We start from the raw sequence: 18,360 nt of genomic DNA on the forward strand, positions 1-18,360 counted from the left end.
CCCTCCCCGGGCCGGTCGTCACCTGGTAGCACGCTGCCCGCTCTCGTCCGGTGGTGGTTCGCGTCCGCTCGCACGGAGACGGCACGGCCGCCCGAGATGGGCACGGGCAGCACGTGAGCCGTCCCCGAGAGTAATAGCCCGGGGGCCACCTCAGCGCGGGACGATGCCAGACCGCTGCACGATCCCGGCCGCGGCGGTCCCCGCCGGCAGGGTGCCGAGGACGGTTCCGGCCTCCCCGCCCAGGCGGGAGGCGCAGAAGGCGTCGGCCACCGCCGCCGGGGCGTGCCGCAGCAGCAGCGAGCCCTGCAGGCACAGCGCGAGCAGCCCGGCGACCCGCCGGGCGCGGAAGGGCAGCCCGTCGCGGTTCCCGAGCTCGGCCGACAGCCCCTTCACGGCGTCGTCGAACCGCCGGTCGGCGCCGCGCGCCAGCTCGATCTCGGCCGAGACGGCGGCCAGCGACTCCGACGAGCGCTCCAGGGCGCGCAGCACGTCGAGCGCGATGACGTTGCCCGAGCCCTCCCAGATGGAGTTCAGCGGCGCCTGCCGGTAGAGCCGCGGCAGCCCCGACTCCTCGACGTAGCCGTTGCCGCCGAGGACCTCCATGGCCTCGGCCACGACGCCGGGCGTGCGCTTGCAGACCCAGTACTTGGCCGCCGCCCCCGCGAGCCGCAGGAAGGCCGCCTCCCCGGCGTCCACCGCCGCGGCCAGCCGGATGCCGAGCGCGGTGGCGGCCTCGCTCTCCACGGCGAGATCGGCGAGCACGTTCTGCATGAGCGGCTGGTCGGCCAGCAGGGCTCCGAAGGCCCGGCGGTGCCGGGCGTGGTGGATCGCCTGCGTCAGGGCCGCCCGGACCGTCGCGGCCGAACCGAGGACGCAGTCCAGCCGGGTCGTGCTGACCATCTCGATGATCGCGGGGACGCCGCGACCGGGCTCCCCCACCAGCCAGCCGGTGGTGCCGTCGAACTCCACCTCGCTGGAGGCGTTGGAGCGGTCGCCCAGCTTGTCCTTGAGCCGCTGCAGCCGGAACACGTTGCGGCTTCCGTCGGGCAGCACCCGCGGGACGGCGAAGCATGAGACGCCCTCCTCCAGCCGGGCGAGCACGAGGAACAGGTCGCCCATCGGCGCCGACGTGAACCACTTGTGGCCGGTGAGCGCGTAGCTCCCGTCGGGCCGGGCGACGGCCCGCGTGGTGTTGGCGCGGACGTCGGAGCCGCCCTGCTTCTCGGTCATCCCCATGCCGGCGACCAGGCCGCTCTTGGCCGCCGGCGGGGTCAGGCCGAACTCGTAGGCGCGCGCGGTGAGGCCGGGTTCGTAGCGGGCGGCGAGCTCCGGGGCGCCGCGCAGCGCCGGGACGACGGCGTAGGTCATGGTGGTCGGGCAGCCGTGGCCCATCTCGACCTGCGTCCAGCCGAGGTAGCCCACCGCGCGGCGCACGTGGGCGTGCGGGTCACCGCCGTCCTGGTCCGCCCACGGGGCGCCGCCGAGGCCGTGCTGCATGGCCGTGCGCATCAGCTCGTGCCAGGCCGGGTGGAACTCCACCTCGTCCACCCGGTGGCCGTACCGGTCGTGGGTGCGCAGCGTGGGCGGGTTCTCGTTCGCCAGCCGGCCCCACTCCTGGGCCTGCGCGCTGCCCGCGAGCTCCCCGAGGTCGCGCAGGGACCGCAGCGTGGCCTCGTCGGCGTGCCGGGTGCACGCCTCGGCGAGCGCGGCGTCCCCGGCGATCGGGTCGTGCCCGACCAGCGACGGGACCTGGTTGGTGACCTCGTGGGTGGCGGTCATGCCCGCACGCTAACCGGCGCCCGCGCGTGGCCGTGCCCGCCGTTCCCCGGCGGGGCGGCGCGGGGAAGGGCTCAGCGGCGCACCAGGCGGCCCAGGGCCAGGCGCGCCGGCGGGGCGTAGGCCAGCACGACCGGTGCCGGCCCGGAGAGCCGCAGGCCGGTGGTCGTGCCGCCGTCCGGCCCGTCGGACACCCAGTGCAGCAGCGACAGGCGCAGCGGGCCGACCGCCACGTGCCACGACCACCGGCGGGCGGCCTCGTCGACGTGCTCGACGGTGACGGGCACGGCCAGCCCCAGCGGGCCGCGCACCCGGCCGGAGACCCCGCCGGTCAGCCGCTCGACCGGCAGCTCCACGCCGGTGATCTGCGGCGACCACTCCGGCCAGCGGGCGGGGACGGCGTAGCGGTCCCAGACCTCGTCGGGGGAAGCGGTCCCGGTCGCGCGCAGGGTGAGGGTCGTCACGGCGAGGGGGTGCCCGCGAGGGGCGGGACGGACACCTGCCGGATCAGGCGGGCGGGCCGCCCAGCAGCAGCTCGCGCAGCAGGTGCATAGCCATCGTGACGGACCGGTCCCGGACGGCCGACCGGGACCCGGGCAGCGCCAGCGACCGCGTCCGCTCGCCGTCGGGGCCGAGCACGCACAGGTGCACCGTGCCCACCGGCTTCTCCGCCGTCCCCCCGCCGGGGCCGGCCACCCCGGTGATGCCGACGCCGACGTCGGCGCCGAACCGGGACCGCGCCCCCTCGGCGAGGGCGCGGGCGACCGGGGGGCTCACGGCACCGTGCTCGGCGAGGACCGCGGTGGGGACGCCGAGCAGCTGCTCCTTGGCGTCGTCGGCGTAGGCCACCACCCCGCCGAGCACCGCGGCCGAGGCGCCGGGGCGCTCGGTGAGCCGCGCCGCCAGGAGGCCACCGGTGCACGACTCGGCGGTCGCCACCGTCAGGTCCCGCCCGGTCAGCGCCGCCGCGACGAGCTCGTCGAGGGTGGGCCCGGTGGAGAAGAGGGTGCCGGCGTACCGCTCGCCGAGGACCGCGGCGAAGCGGTCGTAGGCGGGCTGGGCGGCGGCGGGGAAGCGCGTCACGATCTCCAGCTCGCCCTCGCGCAGGCACGTGGTGATCTCCAGCTCGGCGAGCTCGGGCTCGACCTCCCGGAGCGTGGCGGCCAGCTGCGCCTCGAGGGTGCCCCACAGCCGGAGCGTCTCCTGCCGGAGCTCCGTAGCGCCGGACAACGCCGCGCGGACGGGTTCCGCCGCGACCGACGCCGGCCACATGCCGCGCAGCTCCCCGGGCGGCCCGGGCAGCACGAGCACCGGCGGGCCGGTGCGGCCCGCCGCGGGGGGCACCACCAGGCCCGGGGCGGTGCCCACTGGTTCGAGGACCGTGGCGCCGTCGGGGACCAGGGCCTGCTTGCGGACGCCCGCCGCGGTCGCCGCCGGGTCCGAACGCCAGCCGCGGCGGGCCATCAGCCGCTCGACGACCTGCCCGACCCGCTCCTCCAGCCCGGGGTCGACGGCCGAGGGACGGCCCTGGAACTCGCCGACCACCTGCGCGGTCAGGTCGTCGGCGGTGGGCCCGAGCCCGCCGGTGGTGATGATCAGGTCGGCGCCGGTAGCGGTCAGGAAGGCCAGCGCGGCCAGGAGGTCCTCGGGCCGGTCCCCGACCACCACGACGTGGCCGACGTCGACGCCGGCCCGCCGCAGCTGCTCGGCGAGCCAGGGACCGTTCCGGTCGGCGACCCGACCGGTGAGGACCTCGGTCCCGGTGACGACGATTCCCGCTCGGGTGACCACGGCCCGACCCTAGGCGTGCCGCTTCCGGCGCACGACCGACGCGGTCCCCGGGTGGCGTGCGGACGCGGGCACCCGCCGCCGCTAGCGTGCGGGGGCACCGCACCGACCGGTTCCCGCCGGAGCCGTCCCGAGGAGGCACCCGTGAGCACGCCGTCCGACCCGCAGACCCCCGCCCCGGGCACGGGTTTCGCGCAGCCCGACACGGCGGAGATCCCCGTGGTCGCACCCGCCGCGGCCAGGACGACGGTGCAGCAGCTCCCGCCGCCCTCCTCGCCGAGGGCCGGGTCCGAGTCCACGTCGGCGTCGGGAGCCACGTCGGCGTCGGCAGCTCCGTCCGCGTCCGTGCCGCAGCCGGACCCCGCGACGGCGCCGCAGCCCACCGGCCCGGTCGACTTCGTCCCCGGCCCGCCCGGCGCCGGCTCCCCTGCTCCGCCGGCCCAGCCGGCGACGTCGTCCTGGCCGGAGATCCTCGAGGCCGGTGAGTCCGCGGACGAGGCCGCGGCCACGAAGCAGCCGCGCGCCCCCCGGGACCGCACCGCGCTCGCCGGCGCGGGGCTGGTGGCGCTCGCCCTGGTGCTGCTCCAGCTGGGGCTGGCCCTGGCGTTCGGCACCGGGTCGTTCTGGTCGGCCATCCCGCTGTGGTCGGCGTTCGCCACCGGCTGCGTCCTCCTGGGCCTCGCCGGGTTCGCCGGGCTGGTGCCGACCGGCCGGCGGCTGGGCGAGCGCACCGGCCGGCGGATCGCCGCCGGCGGCCTGGCCGGCCTCGCGGTGTTCTGGGTGCTCGTCGTGCTGCCGAACGCCGACACCGACCGCGGTTTCCTGCACACCGCCGCACTCGCCGCTCTCGGCGGCGCGGTGTGGCTCGCCACGGGTCGCGCCGACCGGACCGCCGCGGGGTGAGCGGCTAGGTCGCCCGGCTCAGGCCGCGACCCCGTCCGTTGGCGGCCCCGTTGCCGTTCCCGCCGGCATTGCCGTTGCCGCTGCCGTTGCCGTTCCCGCCCGCGTTGCCGTTCCCGCCCGCGTTGCCGTTCCCGCCCGCATTGCCGTTGCCGTTCCCGCCGGGGTTGCCGGGCGGCTCGTCGTCGGCCCCGTCGTCGCTGTCGTCGTCCCCCTGGTCCTGCTCGCCGTCGGGGACCGGTCCGGGGTCCACCGGGAGGGGGACCACGGGCGCCGGGGCGGGGACCACGGGCGCCGGGTCCGGCGCCGGGACCGGCTCGGGGTCGGGCGGTGCGATCGCGTAGGTGACGGTGACGACGGAGCCGCGGGTCAGCGTGCCCACCGGGCCGAGGTCGAGCACGTGGTCGGCGGGCACGGCCGAGCTCTCCGCCCCGACCAGGTCCACGCCCAGCCCGGCGGCGGTCAGCTCGGCCGCCACGTCGGCGACCGGCCGCCCGAGGTGGTCGGAGGCGGCGAGCACCACGGTCTCCGGAGCCTCGGTGGTACCGGTTCCGGGGCCGACCGGGGCGTCGCCCCACACCTGCAGCGCGGCCACGCCGAGCCCCGCGCCGATCAGGAGCGCGGCGAGCGGGGCGACGAGCCGCCGGCGGGCAGGACGCGGTGCCGGAGCACTCGCGCCGGCGGAGGCGGCGGGGAACGCGGTGGCGGCGAAGGCCCGCGTGTCGCCGCGCGGGGCCACCGGCGGCAGCGGCCGGCCGGCGCGGATGTCGTCGACGGCGTCCCGGAACGCGGCACCGTCGGGGAAACGCTCGGCCGGGTCCTTCAGCAGGGCCCGGTCGATGAGCGCGCGCACCTGCGCGGGGACGTCGGCCGGCAGCGGGTCGGGCACCTCCCGGAGCTGGCGCAGGGCGATCTGCACCGAGTTCTCGCCGTCGAAGGCCCGGCGCCCGGCGAGGCACTCGTAGCCGATCATGCCCAGCGCGTAGACGTCGCTGGCCGGGCCGGCCTTGCTGCCGGCGGCCTGCTCGGGGGAGAGGTAGTGCGCGGTGCCCACCACCTGCCCGGTCTGGGTCAGCGGTGCGCTGGCGGCCGACCAGGCGATGCCGAAGTCGGTGATCTTCACGGTGCCGTCGGTGCCCACCAGCACGTTCCCCGGCTTGACGTCCCGGTGCACCAGCCCGGCGTCGTGCGCGGCGGCCAGGCCGGCGGCCGTCTGGCGCAGCACCTCCAGGGTGCGGGCGACGGTGAGCCGCCCCTCCCGCTCCAGGAGCTGCGCGAGCGACTCGCCCTCGACCAGCTCCATCACCAGGTAGGCCAGCGGCTCCCCGTCGTCCGCGACGCCCTCGCCGTAGTCGAACAGCGCCGCGATGTTGCGGTGGGTCAGCAGCGCGCTGTGCTGGGCCTCGGCGCGGAACCGGGCCACGAACGTGGCGTCGCCGGTGTACTCGCTGCGCAGCACCTTCGCCGCGACGGGCCGCCGGAGGACGACGTCGCGCGCCCGCCACACCTGGCCCATGCCGCCGGTGGCGAGCAGGGAGAGCAGCTCGTAGCGGCCGCCGAGCAGTCTCGTCGAGGGCGGCCGGCGCCCCGCCGTCACGGAGCGGGGGGCGCGGTCGACGGCGCTGACGTCGTCGTAGGGGGCGGGGGCGAGGACGAGGTGGGGGTCGACGTCGAGGTCGACGTGGGGGCCGCGCTGGTCGACGTGGCCGTCGTCGTCCCGGTCGGCGTCGTCGCGGTCGGCTCGGTCGCCGTCTCCTCGGGCGGCTCGCTGGTGGTCGTCGCCGGGAGCGTGGGGGTCGTCGTCGCCGCCGGCGTGGGAGGGGGTGGAGCCACCGGCTCGGTCGTGCGCCGCGTGGTCGACGGCGCGGGGCGCTCCACCGCCGCGCCGGTCACCACCGAGCCGCGGGGCTCCTCGCGCTGCTGGGGCGCGGCCGCGGCGTAGCGGACGACCACCCGGTCGCCGTTCTGCAGGGGACGGCCCGCGGGCGAGATCCCGGTCACCCGGTCGGGGACGACGTCGTCGCGGACCTCGGCCCGCACGGTGACGGTCAGCCCCAGCGCGGCCAGCCGCTCGGCGACCTCGCCCACCGGCCGGCCCAGGTAGTCGCCCTCCGCCAGGACGAGGCTGCCCGCGAGGCGCTGCTCGGCGGCCACCGGGCTCGGAGGCGGCGGCCCGTCGGTGAGCGACTGCAGCACGGCCGCGCTGATCCCCGCCCCGGCCAGCAGGCCCAGCAGCGGCAGGAGCACCACGGTCGCCCTCCCGCGCCGGCGGGCTCCCGGCGGACGCGCGACGCCGAGCTCGGTCGGTGCCCCCGACGGGTGCGCCCCGGCCGGGCGGGACCCGCCGGCCCGGCGCCGCCGGGGCCGCGGCCGGTCCGCGCCGGTGGTCGCGTACCGGGGCCGGCGGCCGGCCTGCAGGTCGGCGACGGCCGCGGCGAAGCTGGCGCCGTCCGGGATGCGGGCGTCGGGGTCCTTGACCAGGGCGTGGCCGATCAGGGTCCGGACGCCGGGGGGCAGCCCGCCGGGCAGCGGGTCGGGGTCCTCCCGCACCTGCTTGAGCGCGATGGTGACGGCGTTGTCGCCCTCGAACGCCGGGTGCCCGGTGAGGCACTCGTAGCCGATCAGCCCGAGGGCGTAGACGTCGCTGGCGGGGGTGGCGTGCCGCCCCTCGGCCTGCTCGGGGGACAGGTACTGCGGCGTGCCGATGACCTGGCCGGTACGGGTGAGCGCCACGCTGCGCGCCGACCAGGCGATGCCGAAGTCGGTGATCTTCACCGTGCCGTCGGGGCGGACCAGGATGTTCCCGGGCTTGACGTCGCGGTGCACCATGCCGAGCCGGTGGGCCTCGGCCAGCCCCGAGGCGGTCTGGTGCAGCAGCGACAGCGTCGTCTCCGGGCGGAGCGGGCCCTCGCGCCGGAGCAGGGCCGACAGCGGCTCCCCCTCCACCAGCTCCATCACCAGGTAGGCGAGCGTCTCCCCCGACCCGTCCTGGGCGGTCTCCTCCCCGTAGTCGAAGACCGCCGCGATGTTCGGGTTCCCGAGCGAGGCGGCGTGCTGCGCCTCGGCGCGGAAGCGGGCGACGAAGGTCGGGTCGCCGGTGTACTCGCTGCGCAGGACCTTCACGGCGACCGGGCGGTCCAGTGCGGTGTCCAGCGCCCGCCAGACCTGGCCCATGCCGCCGGCGGCGATCAGCTGGTGCAGTTCGTAGCGGTTGCCCAGGCACCTGCGTCCCGGTTCCACCACGGAGGTCGCTCCTCGTCCGGCCCGTGCGCCGGGCCCTGTCCGTCCGGGGAACCGCGCAGCACCCCGACGTCTGGTGTCCAGCCCGGGCCCGGGCTACACATCACGGTTCGGCCACATCGTCCCCGACGGGTGCGGGTGCTCCGGACCGGTCCTGCTGCGACGCTCGCCATCCCCGGCGTGCCGGTTGCGCCGCGTAGGCGCGGCGCCACGTCGTCGCTCGCTCCTCGACCCGCTCCGCGGTCGTCCCGTCATCGCCGCGACCCGGGTCGACCCCCATCGGACAGGGTGGAGCCGGGTGCGCAGCCGGCTCCACCTCGCCGCGCCCGGGTCGACCCGGTGGCGACGGGCGCCGGAGGGCTCGACCGAGGACGCGGACCACGCCCCGGTGCAGCCTGGCAAGGTGACGGCCGACAGGGCCGCGCAGCCGTGGCCGCACCGAACGAGCCGGAAGGCAGGACGACGATGTCCGACACCGTGACCCGGGAGGACGCCGGCGGCGTCGCCACCCTCACCCTGCTGCGCGCGGGGCTCACGTCGGCGCTGCGTCAGGACCTGCGCGCCGCGGTCGAGGACGTCGCGGCGGACGAGTCGGTGCGGGCCGTGCTGCTCACCGGCACCGGTCGGGCGTTCTGCGTGGGCCAGGATCTCGGTGAGCACCTGCAGAAGCTGCAGGGGGAGGGCGAGCCGCCGCTGTCGGTGGTGGAGCGCGAGTACAACCCGCTGGTGCTGGCGCTGGCCGGGCTCCGGGTGCCGGTCGTCGTCGGCATCAACGGGGCCTGCGCGGGCGCCGGGCTGGGCATGGCCCTGGCCGGTGACCTCCGGGTCGCGGCCGCCGGGGCCAAGTTCACGACGGCGTTCACCGGCATCGGGCTGTCCAGCGACTCGGCGCTGGCGGCGCGGCTGGTGCACAGCGTGGGCGGCTCCCGCGCGGCGCAGCTGCTGCTGATGCCCGAGCCGTTCCTGGCCGAGACCGCCGCGGAGTGGGGGCTGGTGCACCGCGTCGTGGCGCCCGAGCAGGTGCTGCCCGAGGCGCAGGAGCTCGCGATGCGGCTGGCCGCGGGCCCGACCGCCGCCTACCGCGCGGTGAAGACCGTGCTGGCCACCGCGGCCACCGACTCGCTGGCGGAGACCCTCGCCCTCGAGGCGCGGCTGCAGTCCGAGGTCGGGCAGACCGCCGACCACCGCGAGGCGGTCGAGGCGTTCCTCGAGAAGCGGGCGCCGCGCTTCACCGGCCGCTGACGCCGGGCCGCTCGCGCCGGGATACGTGCACCTGCCGTCGGGCGGGCGGGTCCGAGCCGACGGCAGGGCGTCAGGGGGTCGCCGTCGCCGGCGACGTGATCAGCGGGCGAGCGTGGTGCACGAGGGGCAGACGTCGGCGGCGCGCAGCGGCCACGCCTGCTCCGGGGCGATGCGGGCCAGCGAACCGCAGACGGTGAGCTCGCAGGCCCCGTCCAGCTCGGCCGGCGGCCGGTGCAGCTCCACGGCGTGCCACAGCGCGGCGGTGGGCCCGTGGGCGCGGCTGCGCGCGGCGGCGAACACGGTCGTCTGCAGCATCATGCGGAGGACGTCGGCAGGGCGGGCGGCCCGCGAGACGGGGCCGGGGCCGCGTCCCACCCCGAAGGGTGAGGGGCGCCGCCCGCGGTGCAGGATCGGCGGCATGGAGCTCACCAAGCACGGTCATGCCTGCGTGGTCCTCGCCGAGGGGGACCGGCGACTGGTCATCGATCCCGGCGCCTTCACCGATCCGGTGGCGCTGGACGGCGCGACGGCGGTGCTCGTCACGCACGAGCACGCCGACCACTTCGTGCCCGACCGGCTGCGCGCGGCGATGGAGGCGAGCCCGGGTCTCGAGGTGTGGACCAACCGCTCGGTGGCCGCCCAGCTGGAAGGTGCCGGGGACCGGGTGCACGTGGTGGGCGCCGGCGACGTGGTCACCGCCGCGGGCTTCGAGGTGCAGGTGCACGGGGAGCTGCACGCGGAGATCCACGCGGACCTGCCCCGGGTGGCCAACGTGGGCTTCCTCGTCGACGGCACGGTCTTCCACCCCGGCGACGCCTTCACGGTGCCCGACGCGCCGGTCGCGACGTTGCTGCTGCCGCTGCACGCGCCGTGGTCCCGGACGGCCGAGGTCATCGACTACCTGCGGGCGGTGCACGCCGACCAGGCGTTCGCGGTGCACGACGGGCTGCTCAACGACACCGGGAAGGGCGTCGTCGGCGGGCTGCTCGGGGAGCGGGGTCCGGGGACCCCGACCCCCGTCAGCCTGCTGACCCCGGGGGAGACCGTCGAGCTCTGAGTCCCCCCGGGGCCGGCCGGGTCAGTGCCGGACGGAGCGGTTCGAGCGACCCGCCGTGCCCGCGTAGCCGCCGACCAGCACGAGGGCGGCGACGACGGCGAGCACGAAGCCCAGGATGTTGAGCTCGAAGATGTCACCGGTGCCGAAGAAGCTGGCGATGAGACCACCGATGATGGCGCCGAGGACACCCAGCACCAGGGTGGCGACGATGCTGATGTGCTGCTTGCCCGGGAGCAGCAGCCGGGCGAGGGCGCCGATGACGAGACCGATCACGATGAGGCCGAGGATGTCGAAAAGCACAGGGTTCTCCTTCGTTCGACCGGCGCTGCGCTACCGGCAGGAGGCCGGGCACACCACGCCGGTGCACGACTGGAGCAGGTACCCGGTCATGTGACAGTGATGCGTCGATCCCCCGATCGGGGTGGCGATCACAGCAGGTCAGGAGGTACCCGTGGCCCGCGCCACATGTGCGGGCACCTTCGCCAGCTCCTCCTCGACGGTCCGCGCGACCAGCTTCCGGAGGGCGCTGCGCTGCAGGCTGCGGACCACCCGGCTGCCGCCGACCGGCTCGTGCGTCAGGGTGATCGACACGCGGGTCCCGCCGGCCGGGGTCTCGGCCAGCTCGATCCGCGTCGTCCAGCGCTCCGGCGTCAGGTCCAGGCGGGAGACGACCAGCCGGGGCTCGTCCCACTCCAGGATCTCGCCCCGCGGGGCACCGGCGCCCGGGGGCGTGCCGTCGAGCTGCCCGGGCGCGCAGACGAACGTCGTCCCGACCCCCGGCGCCCCGGCACCCCCGAGGACGTACGAGACGTCGCAGACGGCGCAGTAGGGCTCGAGCACCGCCAGGGCCCGCCAGACGTCGGCCCGTGGCTCGGGCACCTCGCGGGTACCGCTCGCGGTCGTCACCTCAGCGCCCTCCCACGGAGACCTCGAACTCGACCTGGCTGACGTCCGGTCGCAGCCGGGAGAAGCTGTGCACCAGCGGCCGCCCGTCGCTGTCCCGCACGGTGGTCCGCACCACCAGCAGCGGGGAACCGGCCACCACGTTGAGCAGGTCGGCCTCCTCGGGCGCGGCGGTCCCGACGTCGACGACGATCCGCGCGTGAGCCAGGTCGGCGGAGTACTCCCGCCGGAGGAACTCGTAGAGCGACCCCTCGCCGAAGTCCGCCTCCGCGGCCCGCGGGTAGAGCTCGGCGGGCAGGAAGCTGTGCGCCACGTGGTTGGGCGTGCCGTCGACGCTGCGCAGCCGGACCAGCTCCACCACGTCGGCAGCGGGCTCCAGCTTGAGCTCCGGGACCACCGGAGCCGGCACCGGCACGATCCGCTGGGTGAGGACCGTGGTCCCGACCTGGGCACCCTGCTCGGTCATGACCGAGTTGAACCCGGCGATGCGGTGCACGAAGCTCTCGCGGTACTCGTGCCGGATGGCCGGGCGGGTCACATAGGTGCCCCGGCCCTGCTCGCGGACGAGGTGGCCGTCGGCGACCAGGCCGTCCACGGCGCGGCGCAGCGTGATGCGGCTGACCCCGTACTCGGCGCAGAGCACCGGCTCGGGCGGCAGGAGGGTCAGCTCCGGCAGTGCGGCCACGCGGCGGCGGAGATGCTCCCGGACCGACAGGTACTTCGGTCCGTACACGGGGCTGGCCACGGGACAAAGGTACTGCCCGGGCAGACGTCTGGTCGTCATGTCGTATGAGACGTCACATCCGAACGGGTCCGGGACGGGCGGCACGCCACGGAGAGATGACAGCCGGGGCCGGGTGGCACGGATCCGGGCCGGGGGTCGAAGATCAGCCGGTGACCGATGCTCCGGACTGGCGAAGGCGCAGGTGGGAGGCCACCCACGAGCGGATCTTCACCGCCGCCGTGGGGTTGTTCGAGGAGCTCGGTTTCGACCAGGTGAGCGTCGGCGCCATCGCCACGGCGTCCGGCGTGTCCGTGCCGACCTTCTACGCGCACTACCCGAGCAAGGAACACCTCGTCATGCGGCTCACGGCACCGGAGCAGGTGGCCGCGCTCATCGCCGCCCAGCCGCTCACGCTCCCCCTGGCAGCGCGCATCCGCCGGGCCGCGGTCAGCTCGCTCGACGGCGTCGACGGCGAGCACCGCGCGCAGCTGCACGCCCGCTGGCAGATCATCGCCGGCAGCCCCGCGCTGCGGCACCGGGCCGGCGAGTTCGACCGGATCACCGCGACCATGGTCGCCGAGGCGCTCGCCGACGGCGGCCCTCCGCGCACGGTCGACCTGGTGGTGGCCAGCGCCTACATGGCCGCCTACACGACCGGCCTGCTCGCCTGGGCCGACAGCGGCGACGCAACCTCCCTCGAGGAGTGCGTCCAGGCGGCCTTCGACGCCCTCGAGCAGGCCTGACCGTCAGCTCCGCGGCGCCCGCAGCTCCACGACCGTGACCTCCGGCCGCGCCCCGATCCGCATCGGCGGCCCCCAGTACCCGGCTCCCGAGGTGACGTACAGCTGGGTGTCCCCGTGCCGGGAGAGACCCTCCACCGCCGGCTGGTCCAGCCGCACGGCGTAGTCGAAGGGCCACAGCTGCCCGCCGTGGGTGTGCCCGGACAGCTGCAGGCCCACCCCGGCGGCCGCCGCCTGCTGCACCTGCACCGGCTGGTGCGCCAGCAGCACCACCGGGGTGGCGTCGTCCCGCCCGTCCAGGGCGGCGTCGAGGTCGGCGCCGTGGCCCGGCAGCCCGGAGGCCGCCGCCGTCCGGTCGTCGATGCCGGCGAGGTCGAAGGACGCGCCGCCGCGGCGGATGGCCACCCGCTCGTTCCGGAGCACGTCCACGCCGAGGGTCGGCAGGTGGCGCAGCCAGGCCCGGGTGTCGACGAAGTACTCGTGGTTGCCGGTGACGAAGTAGACGCCCTGCTCGCTCACCAGGTCGGCCAGCGGCGCGACGTCCTCGCGGAGGTCGTCGACGTCGCCGTCGACCAGGTCGCCGACGATCGCCACCACGTCGGGTCGCTGCTCGTTGACGATCTCGACCACCCGCTCGAAGCGCCGGCCGCCGTAGGTGGCCGAGAGGTGGCCGTCGGAGAAGGTGACGACGCGCAGGCCGTCCAGCGCCGGGTCCAGCCCCTGCAGCGTCACCGGGACCCGCCGGACCACCGGCGCCGAGTTGGCGAAGTACGCCCCCGTCCCGGCCGTGCCGAGCGCCACCGCCCCCGCGGTCACCGCCAGCCCCCGGGCCAGGAAGAGCCGCCGGGGGAGGCCCGGGTCGGCGCCGGGGGCGGCAGCCCCGTCGTCCGCAACGTCACCGGTCCTGACCTCGGCGATGACACCGGCCGTGACACTGCCGTCCTCCCGGACAGCACCGCCACCAGGTGCCGTCCCCCCGTCGGGCGGAGCCGCTGCGTCGTCCCTGCGCGAACCCCTCCGGGGCCCGCTCGGGACGAGCGTGCCCTCCTTGCGCCTGATCAGGGCGTTCCCGACCAGGCGGACCGGCTCGAGCGCCAGCAGGGCGACGACGGCGTAGAGCGCGATGCCGAGCCAGCTGTACCCGACCCAGCTCAGCGGGGTGAGGGCGTCCTGGGGAAGGGCGCCGCGCAGCGTGACCGCCAGGACCGGCAGCACCGCGAGGACGGCGGTGAGCGCCGTCAGCCGGCGGCGCAGCCGGCCCGGCCGCGTGGTCCCGCGGACCAGGCGCAGCCACAGGTAGGCGTGCAGCAGCCCCACGGCCAGCAGGACCACCGTCCCGAAGCCCAGCAGACCGATGAGGGACAGGGCAGGCCTCCGGAGCACGCGAACGGGTGGGGCGTCGGCGCGGTGTGCGCCGGTGCAGAGGGGAGACGACGGAGAGCTGCGCCGCGTTCCCGTCGGGCGGTCAGCCGGCGATGCCCAGCCTGGACGACAGCGCGAACGCCAGCTTCGAGGCGCGCGGGGACGGGCGGGCGCCCGCGGCCACCAGGACCTCGCCCACGGCACCCAGCAGGGGCTCCTCCCCCTCCACCAGCTCCACCTCCACCTCCCGCCAGGAGCGCACCTCCGGGGTCCCGCCCCGGGCTGCGGCCCGCACGGTCGCCGTCACGGTGTCGTCGGCGACCTCGGCCAGAGCCCGGCCCCGGGCGTCCCGGAGGACGGTGACCACCCGCCGGGTGCGCATGGTCACGACCGGCTCCGGCACCTCGCCCGCCAGGAGGCCGGCGACCGCGTCCAGCAGCTCAGCGGGAGCGCTGCCGGCGCCGTCGTCCAGCGGCAGGTGCAGCTCCCGGCGGGCGGCGCCGGCGGGCAGCTTGAGGTGCCAGCCCGCGTCGGGCCCGCCGGTGCGGCGGCGCAGGGTGACCCGGCCGCGGACCAGCCGCAGCCCGGGGGTGTCGTGGTAGACCGCCTCCAGCTCGTGCGCCTCCGGCGGGTCGGCGGCGGCGACGCCGGGGACCGCCTCGAGCGGGGGCAGGGCGAACGCCTCGTCGACGTCGAACTTGCGCTCGACCTCCAGCTGCTCGGTGACCACGGACCCGACCGTAGGGCAGCCGGCGGTCGGCGGCTCCTGCGCCCGCTGGCTACCGTGACCACCATGCCCCCGACGCGCCCCGAGCAGCGGTGGGCGGTGGCGGCGGCGCTGCCGTGGGCGGTCTGGGCGGCCGTGCGCGGCACCGGCACCGAGCGCGGCTTCCCGCTCGTGCCAGCGCTGGCCTTCACCCCGTACGCGGCCGCCACCGCCGTGCTCCCGCTGGCCGCCGCCGTGCGGGCCCGCTCGCTGACCGGCGCCCTGCTGTCCGCCGCCGCCGGCGCCTCGCTCGGGGTGGCGGTCCGGGCCGCGCGGGGCGAGCCGCCGGCCGGACCGGCCCCGGCGGGCACCCGCCTGCGGATCGCCACCGTCAGCCTGCGGCTGGGCCTGGTCCCCGCCGAACCGGTCGTCGAGTTCGTGCGCGAGCACGACGTCGACGTCCTGGCGGTGCAGGAGCTCACCCCGGACGCCCAGCGGCGCCTCGCCGCGGCCGGCCTGGACCGGGCGCTCCCGCACGCCCACGTCGTCCCGGCGCGGCCGGGCAGCGTCGCCTCCGCGTCCGGCGCCGTCTGGAGCCGGTGGCCGATCACCGGCCGCGGGCTGCTGCCCGGCGGCTTCGAGCAGCCGACGGTCCGGCTGCCCGGCGGCGCCGGGCCCGACGTGGAGGTCGGCGCCGTCCACACCCGGCCCCCGTCGACCTCCCCGGCCGCCGTCCGCGGCTGGGCCGAGGACCTCGCCGACCTGCCGGCGCCCGACCCGTCGGTGCTGCGCGTGCTGGCCGGCGACTTCAACGCCACCCACGACCACGCCGCGCTGCGCGCGGTGCTGCGCCAGGGGTACCGGGACGCCGCCCGGGCGGTGGGCCGGGGCCGCGCGTGGACCTGGCGCCCGCTGCGCCTCCGCCTCCCGCGGCTGGTGCTGGACCACGTCCTGGTCGACCCGCGCCTCGCCGTCACCGGCTGCGCGACGGTGCCGGTGACGGGCAGCGACCACCGGTCCCTGGTCGTCGATCTGGTGCTGCCGCGCGGCTGACCTCGGGCGCGATGTTCACCGACGCCCTCCGCTGGGCAGGCCTGAGGGCGTGGCGCGCCCCGAGCGCCGCACGGAGGGGAGCCGACCCATGTTGAGCGAGCGCGAGGTGTCCGCCGCCATCGGCAGCACCGCCTACGGCGACGGTGGCGACAAGCTGGGCACCGTCGAACACTTCTTCGTCGACGACCGGACGGGGGAGCCGACCTGGGTGGCGGTCACCACCGGCATGTTCGGCACCCGGCACTCGATCGTGCCGGCCGGTCAGGCGACCTGGGACGACGGACGGCTGCAGCTGCCGGTCAGCGCCGACGCCGTCAAGAACGCCCCGTCGGTCGGCGGCAACCACCTCGACCCGGGCGAGGAGGCCGAGCTGCGCCGCCACTACGGCATCGATGCCGCCAACGGCGAGGGACGCCACCGGAGCCCCGACCCGGTGACGCCGATCGCGGACGCCCCACCGGCCGGGCCCACCGACACGGCCGGCGGCACCGACGGCGCCATGACCCGCAGCGAGGAGCAGCTGCGGATCGGCACCGAGCAGGTGGCCACGCGCCGCGTCCGCCTGGTGAAGTACGTCGTCACCGAGGAGGTGCAGGTCACCGTGCCGATCCGGCGCGAGGAGATCCGCCTCGAGGAGATCCCGGTAGGAGCGGACGACACCACCGGCGGGGTGGACGCCGGCGAGTCGCTGGTCCCGGACGGCACGACGGCCGGCCCCGGGCTCCCGGGCGAGATCATCCTGCACACCGAGCGGCCGCTGATCAGCCTCGAGGTCGTGCCCACCGAGCGGGTGCGGCTGCGCACCGAGCTGGTCGAGGGGCAGGAGACCGTCACCGAGCAGATCCAGCGCGAGCAGGTCGTCGTCGACCAGGACGGCACCGAGCGGCGCTGAGCGGCCGGCCCGGTCAGCCGCGCCGGTCGGGGAGGAAGCGCAGCCGGTCGCGGGTCGCCGTCACCTCCGCGGGGTCGACGTCGGCCAGCACGAGGGTCTCGGTGCCCGCGGCCGTGGCCAGCAGCTCCCCCATGGGGCTGACGACCCGGCTGTCACCGGTGTGCTCGGTGCCGTCGCCGGCGGTGCCCACCCGGTTGCAGCCCACGACGTAGGCCTGGTTCTCGATGGCCCGGGCCTGCAGCAGCGTCTGCCAGTGCAGCCGGCGGGCGGCCGGCCAGTTGGCCACCACCACGTAGAGGTCGGTGCCCGGCGCCGCCCGCCAGAAGACGTCGGCGAAGCGCAGGTCGTAGCAGACGAACGGGGTCACCCGCAGGTCGCCGATCTCCACGGTCACCGGCCCGTCGCCGGCCCGGAAGCGCTCGTGCTCGCCGCCGTGGGTGAACGGGTGCAGCTTGCGGTAGCGGTGGGTGGTGCCGTCCGGACCGGCCAGGACGAACGAGTTGTAGGGCAGCGCCGCCTCTCCCCCGCCGTCGTCGGCGATCTCCGGGCAGCTGCCGCCCACCCACACCCCGTGCTCGGCCGCCTGAGCGGCGAGGAACCGGGCCGACGGGCCGTCCTCGGGCTCCCCGATGCCCGGCGTCATCGAGAAGCCGGTGGAGAACGTCTCGGTGAGGAGCACCAGCTCCGCACCGGCGGCCGCCGCCCGGCCGACCTGCGGGGCGAGCCGGGCGAAGTTGGCCTCCCGGTCCTCCCAGACGATGTCGTGCTGCACCGCCGCGACCTTCATCCCAGCCTCCTCAACCGCTCGACCGCCTCGGCGAGCACCGCATCGCTCTTGCAGAACGCGAACCGCACCAGGTGCCGCCCCAGGGAGGCGTGCGCCGGTGTGTAGAAGACCACGGTGGGGATGGCCACCAGGCCGGCGCGCTCCGGCAGCTCCCGGCAGAACGCCAGCCCGTCCCCGTCCGGCCGGACCCCGCGGACGTCCACCGTGGCGAAGTAGGTGGCCTCCGGGCTGATCACCGGCAGACCGGCGTCCCGCAGCCCCTGGACCAGCACGTCCCGACGGGCCTGCAGGTCGCGGGCGACGCCGGTGAAGTAGGCGTCGGGCAGCCGCAGCCCGGCGGCCACCGCGGGCTGGAACGGCCCGGCGTTGACGTAGGTGAGGAACTGCTTGGCGGTGCGGACGGCGGCGACCAGGGGCGCCGGGCCGCAGACCCAGCCCACCTTCCAGCCGGTGACGTCGAAGGTCTTGCCCGCGCTGGAGACGACGAGGGTGCGCTCGCGCATGCCCGGCAGGGTGGCCGGGGAGACGTGCCGGGCGCCGTCGAACACCAGGTGCTCGTACACCTCGTCGGTGACCACCAGGAGGTCGTGGGTGGTGGCCAGCTCGGCGAGCACCGCCAGCTCGGCGGCCGTCAGCACCGTGCCGGTGGGGTTGTGCGGCGAGTTGACCAGCAGGATGCGGGTGCGCGGCGTGACGGCGGCGCGCAGCTCGGCCTCGTCGAAGGTCCACCGGCCCGGCCGGTCGGGGGAGGACCCGGCAGGCGGGTGCAGCGGAACCGGCCGGACCACGCCGCCGGCCATGGCCACCGACGCGCTGTAGCTGTCGTAGATCGGCTCGAAGAGGACGACCTCGTCACCGGGCTCGAGCAGCGCCAGCATGGCCGCGGCGAGCGCCTCGGTGGCGCCCGCGGTCACCAGCACCTCGGTGTCCGGGTCGTAGGCCAGCCCGGAGAAGCGCTGCTGGTGCTCGGCGACGGCGGCCCGCAGCTCGGGGATGCCCGGGCCGGGCGGGTACTGGTCGGCGCCGGTGCCGATCGCGGCCCGGGCGACGTCGAGCACCTCGGGTGGGCCCGGGTAGTCGGGGAAGCCCTGGCCGAGGTTGAGCGAGCCGGTCGCGACCGCGAGCGCGCTCATCTCGGCGAAGACCGTCGTCCCGAAGCCGTGCAGCCGGGACGCTAGTGGATCCCGCAC

At 76.6% G+C, this 18,360-nt stretch carries 19 protein-coding genes; 6 read left to right on the forward strand and 13 right to left on the reverse strand.

Going from position 1 to position 18,360, the window contains the following annotated elements; all coding sequences use genetic code 11:
* Positions 1–150 precede the first annotated feature (150 nt).
* From O2W17_RS09380 to O2W17_RS09390, 3 genes are all read right to left on the reverse strand, one after another.
* Complete coding sequence (locus O2W17_RS09380; protein ID WP_269192163.1) at positions 151–1,779, reverse strand: acyl-CoA dehydrogenase family protein; 1,629 nt, start codon at positions 1,777–1,779, stop codon at positions 151–153.
* 71 nt (positions 1,780–1,850) lie between these two features.
* Positions 1,851–2,240, reverse strand: a complete 390-nt coding sequence (locus O2W17_RS09385; protein ID WP_269192164.1) for an SRPBCC family protein — start codon at positions 2,238–2,240, stop codon at positions 1,851–1,853.
* A gap of 43 nt (positions 2,241–2,283) precedes the next feature.
* Positions 2,284–3,567, reverse strand: coding sequence for a competence/damage-inducible protein A (locus O2W17_RS09390; protein ID WP_269192165.1), 1,284 nt, complete (start codon positions 3,565–3,567; stop codon positions 2,284–2,286).
* A 141-nt stretch (positions 3,568–3,708) separates the two neighbouring features.
* On the opposite strand from O2W17_RS09390, the gene O2W17_RS09395 reads away from it, so the two are divergent.
* Positions 3,709–4,467 carry a hypothetical protein gene (locus tag O2W17_RS09395; RefSeq protein WP_269192166.1) on the forward strand — a complete coding sequence of 253 codons (759 nt, stop codon included), beginning with the start codon at positions 3,709–3,711 and terminating at the stop codon, positions 4,465–4,467.
* A 4-nt stretch (positions 4,468–4,471) separates the two neighbouring features.
* Here the strand turns inward: O2W17_RS09395 and O2W17_RS09400 are convergent, their stop codons facing one another.
* Positions 4,472–6,061, reverse strand: coding sequence for a protein kinase domain-containing protein (locus tag O2W17_RS09400; protein WP_269192167.1), 1,590 nt, complete (start codon positions 6,059–6,061; stop codon positions 4,472–4,474).
* Entirely contained in the window at positions 6,058–7,707 is a 1,650-nt protein-coding gene (locus tag O2W17_RS09405) for a serine/threonine-protein kinase (RefSeq protein WP_269192168.1), read from the reverse strand. The genes O2W17_RS09400 and O2W17_RS09405 overlap by 4 nt, the downstream gene beginning before the upstream one ends.
* A gap of 462 nt (positions 7,708–8,169) precedes the next feature.
* Here O2W17_RS09405 and O2W17_RS09410 point away from each other — a divergent pair, with 462 nt between their 5' ends.
* The gene (locus tag O2W17_RS09410; RefSeq protein WP_269192169.1) at positions 8,170–8,946 is read left to right on the forward strand and encodes an enoyl-CoA hydratase-related protein; all 777 of its coding nucleotides are present in this window, start codon (positions 8,170–8,172) and stop codon (positions 8,944–8,946) included.
* A 99-nt stretch (positions 8,947–9,045) separates the two neighbouring features.
* Here the strand turns inward: O2W17_RS09410 and O2W17_RS09415 are convergent, their stop codons facing one another.
* Positions 9,046–9,264 carry a hypothetical protein gene (locus tag O2W17_RS09415; RefSeq protein WP_269192170.1) on the reverse strand — a complete coding sequence of 73 codons (219 nt, stop codon included), beginning with the start codon at positions 9,262–9,264 and terminating at the stop codon, positions 9,046–9,048.
* A 100-nt stretch (positions 9,265–9,364) separates the two neighbouring features.
* Here O2W17_RS09415 and O2W17_RS09420 point away from each other — a divergent pair, with 100 nt between their 5' ends.
* Complete coding sequence (locus O2W17_RS09420; RefSeq protein WP_269192171.1) at positions 9,365–10,003, forward strand: MBL fold metallo-hydrolase; 639 nt, start codon at positions 9,365–9,367, stop codon at positions 10,001–10,003.
* Positions 10,004–10,024: 21 nt separating this feature from the next.
* On the opposite strand, the gene O2W17_RS09425 is transcribed toward O2W17_RS09420, so the two are convergent.
* The 3 genes from O2W17_RS09425 to O2W17_RS09435 form a co-directional block, all read right to left on the reverse strand.
* Positions 10,025–10,303 carry a GlsB/YeaQ/YmgE family stress response membrane protein gene (locus O2W17_RS09425; RefSeq protein ID WP_269192172.1) on the reverse strand — a complete coding sequence of 93 codons (279 nt, stop codon included), beginning with the start codon at positions 10,301–10,303 and terminating at the stop codon, positions 10,025–10,027.
* Positions 10,304–10,441: 138 nt separating this feature from the next.
* Positions 10,442–10,909, reverse strand: a complete 468-nt coding sequence (locus O2W17_RS09430; protein ID WP_269192173.1) for an SRPBCC family protein — start codon at positions 10,907–10,909, stop codon at positions 10,442–10,444.
* A gap of 1 nt (position 10,910) precedes the next feature.
* Positions 10,911–11,651 carry a GntR family transcriptional regulator gene (locus O2W17_RS09435; RefSeq protein WP_269192174.1) on the reverse strand — a complete coding sequence of 247 codons (741 nt, stop codon included), beginning with the start codon at positions 11,649–11,651 and terminating at the stop codon, positions 10,911–10,913.
* 149 nt (positions 11,652–11,800) lie between these two features.
* Here O2W17_RS09435 and O2W17_RS09440 point away from each other — a divergent pair, with 149 nt between their 5' ends.
* Positions 11,801–12,373 (forward strand): TetR/AcrR family transcriptional regulator, encoded by a 573-nt coding sequence (locus tag O2W17_RS09440; protein WP_269192175.1) that lies wholly within the window; start codon positions 11,801–11,803, stop codon positions 12,371–12,373.
* 3 nt (positions 12,374–12,376) lie between these two features.
* Here O2W17_RS09440 and O2W17_RS09445 read toward each other — a convergent pair whose 3' ends face one another.
* Both O2W17_RS09445 and O2W17_RS09450 read right to left on the reverse strand, forming a co-directional pair.
* The gene (locus tag O2W17_RS09445; protein ID WP_269192176.1) at positions 12,377–13,753 is read right to left on the reverse strand and encodes a metallophosphoesterase; all 1,377 of its coding nucleotides are present in this window, start codon (positions 13,751–13,753) and stop codon (positions 12,377–12,379) included.
* 82 nt (positions 13,754–13,835) lie between these two features.
* On the reverse strand, positions 13,836–14,462 hold the full coding sequence (locus O2W17_RS09450) for a CYTH domain-containing protein (protein ID WP_269192177.1): 627 nt from the start codon (positions 14,460–14,462) through the stop codon (positions 13,836–13,838).
* Between the two features lie 63 nt (positions 14,463–14,525).
* Here O2W17_RS09450 and O2W17_RS09455 point away from each other — a divergent pair, with 63 nt between their 5' ends.
* On the forward strand, positions 14,526–15,491 hold the full coding sequence (locus O2W17_RS09455) for an endonuclease/exonuclease/phosphatase family protein (protein WP_269192178.1): 966 nt from the start codon (positions 14,526–14,528) through the stop codon (positions 15,489–15,491).
* Positions 15,492–15,579: 88 nt separating this feature from the next.
* A complete protein-coding gene (locus O2W17_RS09460; RefSeq protein ID WP_269192179.1) occupies positions 15,580–16,383 on the forward strand; it encodes a PRC and DUF2382 domain-containing protein in 804 nt (267 codons plus the stop codon).
* A gap of 13 nt (positions 16,384–16,396) precedes the next feature.
* Here O2W17_RS09460 and O2W17_RS09465 read toward each other — a convergent pair whose 3' ends face one another.
* On the reverse strand, positions 16,397–17,170 hold the full coding sequence (locus O2W17_RS09465; protein WP_269192180.1) for a nitrilase-related carbon-nitrogen hydrolase: 774 nt from the start codon (positions 17,168–17,170) through the stop codon (positions 16,397–16,399).
* Positions 17,167–18,360 (reverse strand): pyridoxal phosphate-dependent aminotransferase, encoded by a 1,194-nt coding sequence (locus tag O2W17_RS09470; protein ID WP_269192181.1) that lies wholly within the window; start codon positions 18,358–18,360, stop codon positions 17,167–17,169. The genes O2W17_RS09465 and O2W17_RS09470 overlap by 4 nt, the downstream gene beginning before the upstream one ends.

Source organism: Blastococcus sp. VKM Ac-2987 (assembly GCF_026967805.1).
In the GTDB taxonomy this organism is placed as follows: Bacteria; Actinomycetota; Actinomycetes; order Mycobacteriales; family Geodermatophilaceae; genus Blastococcus.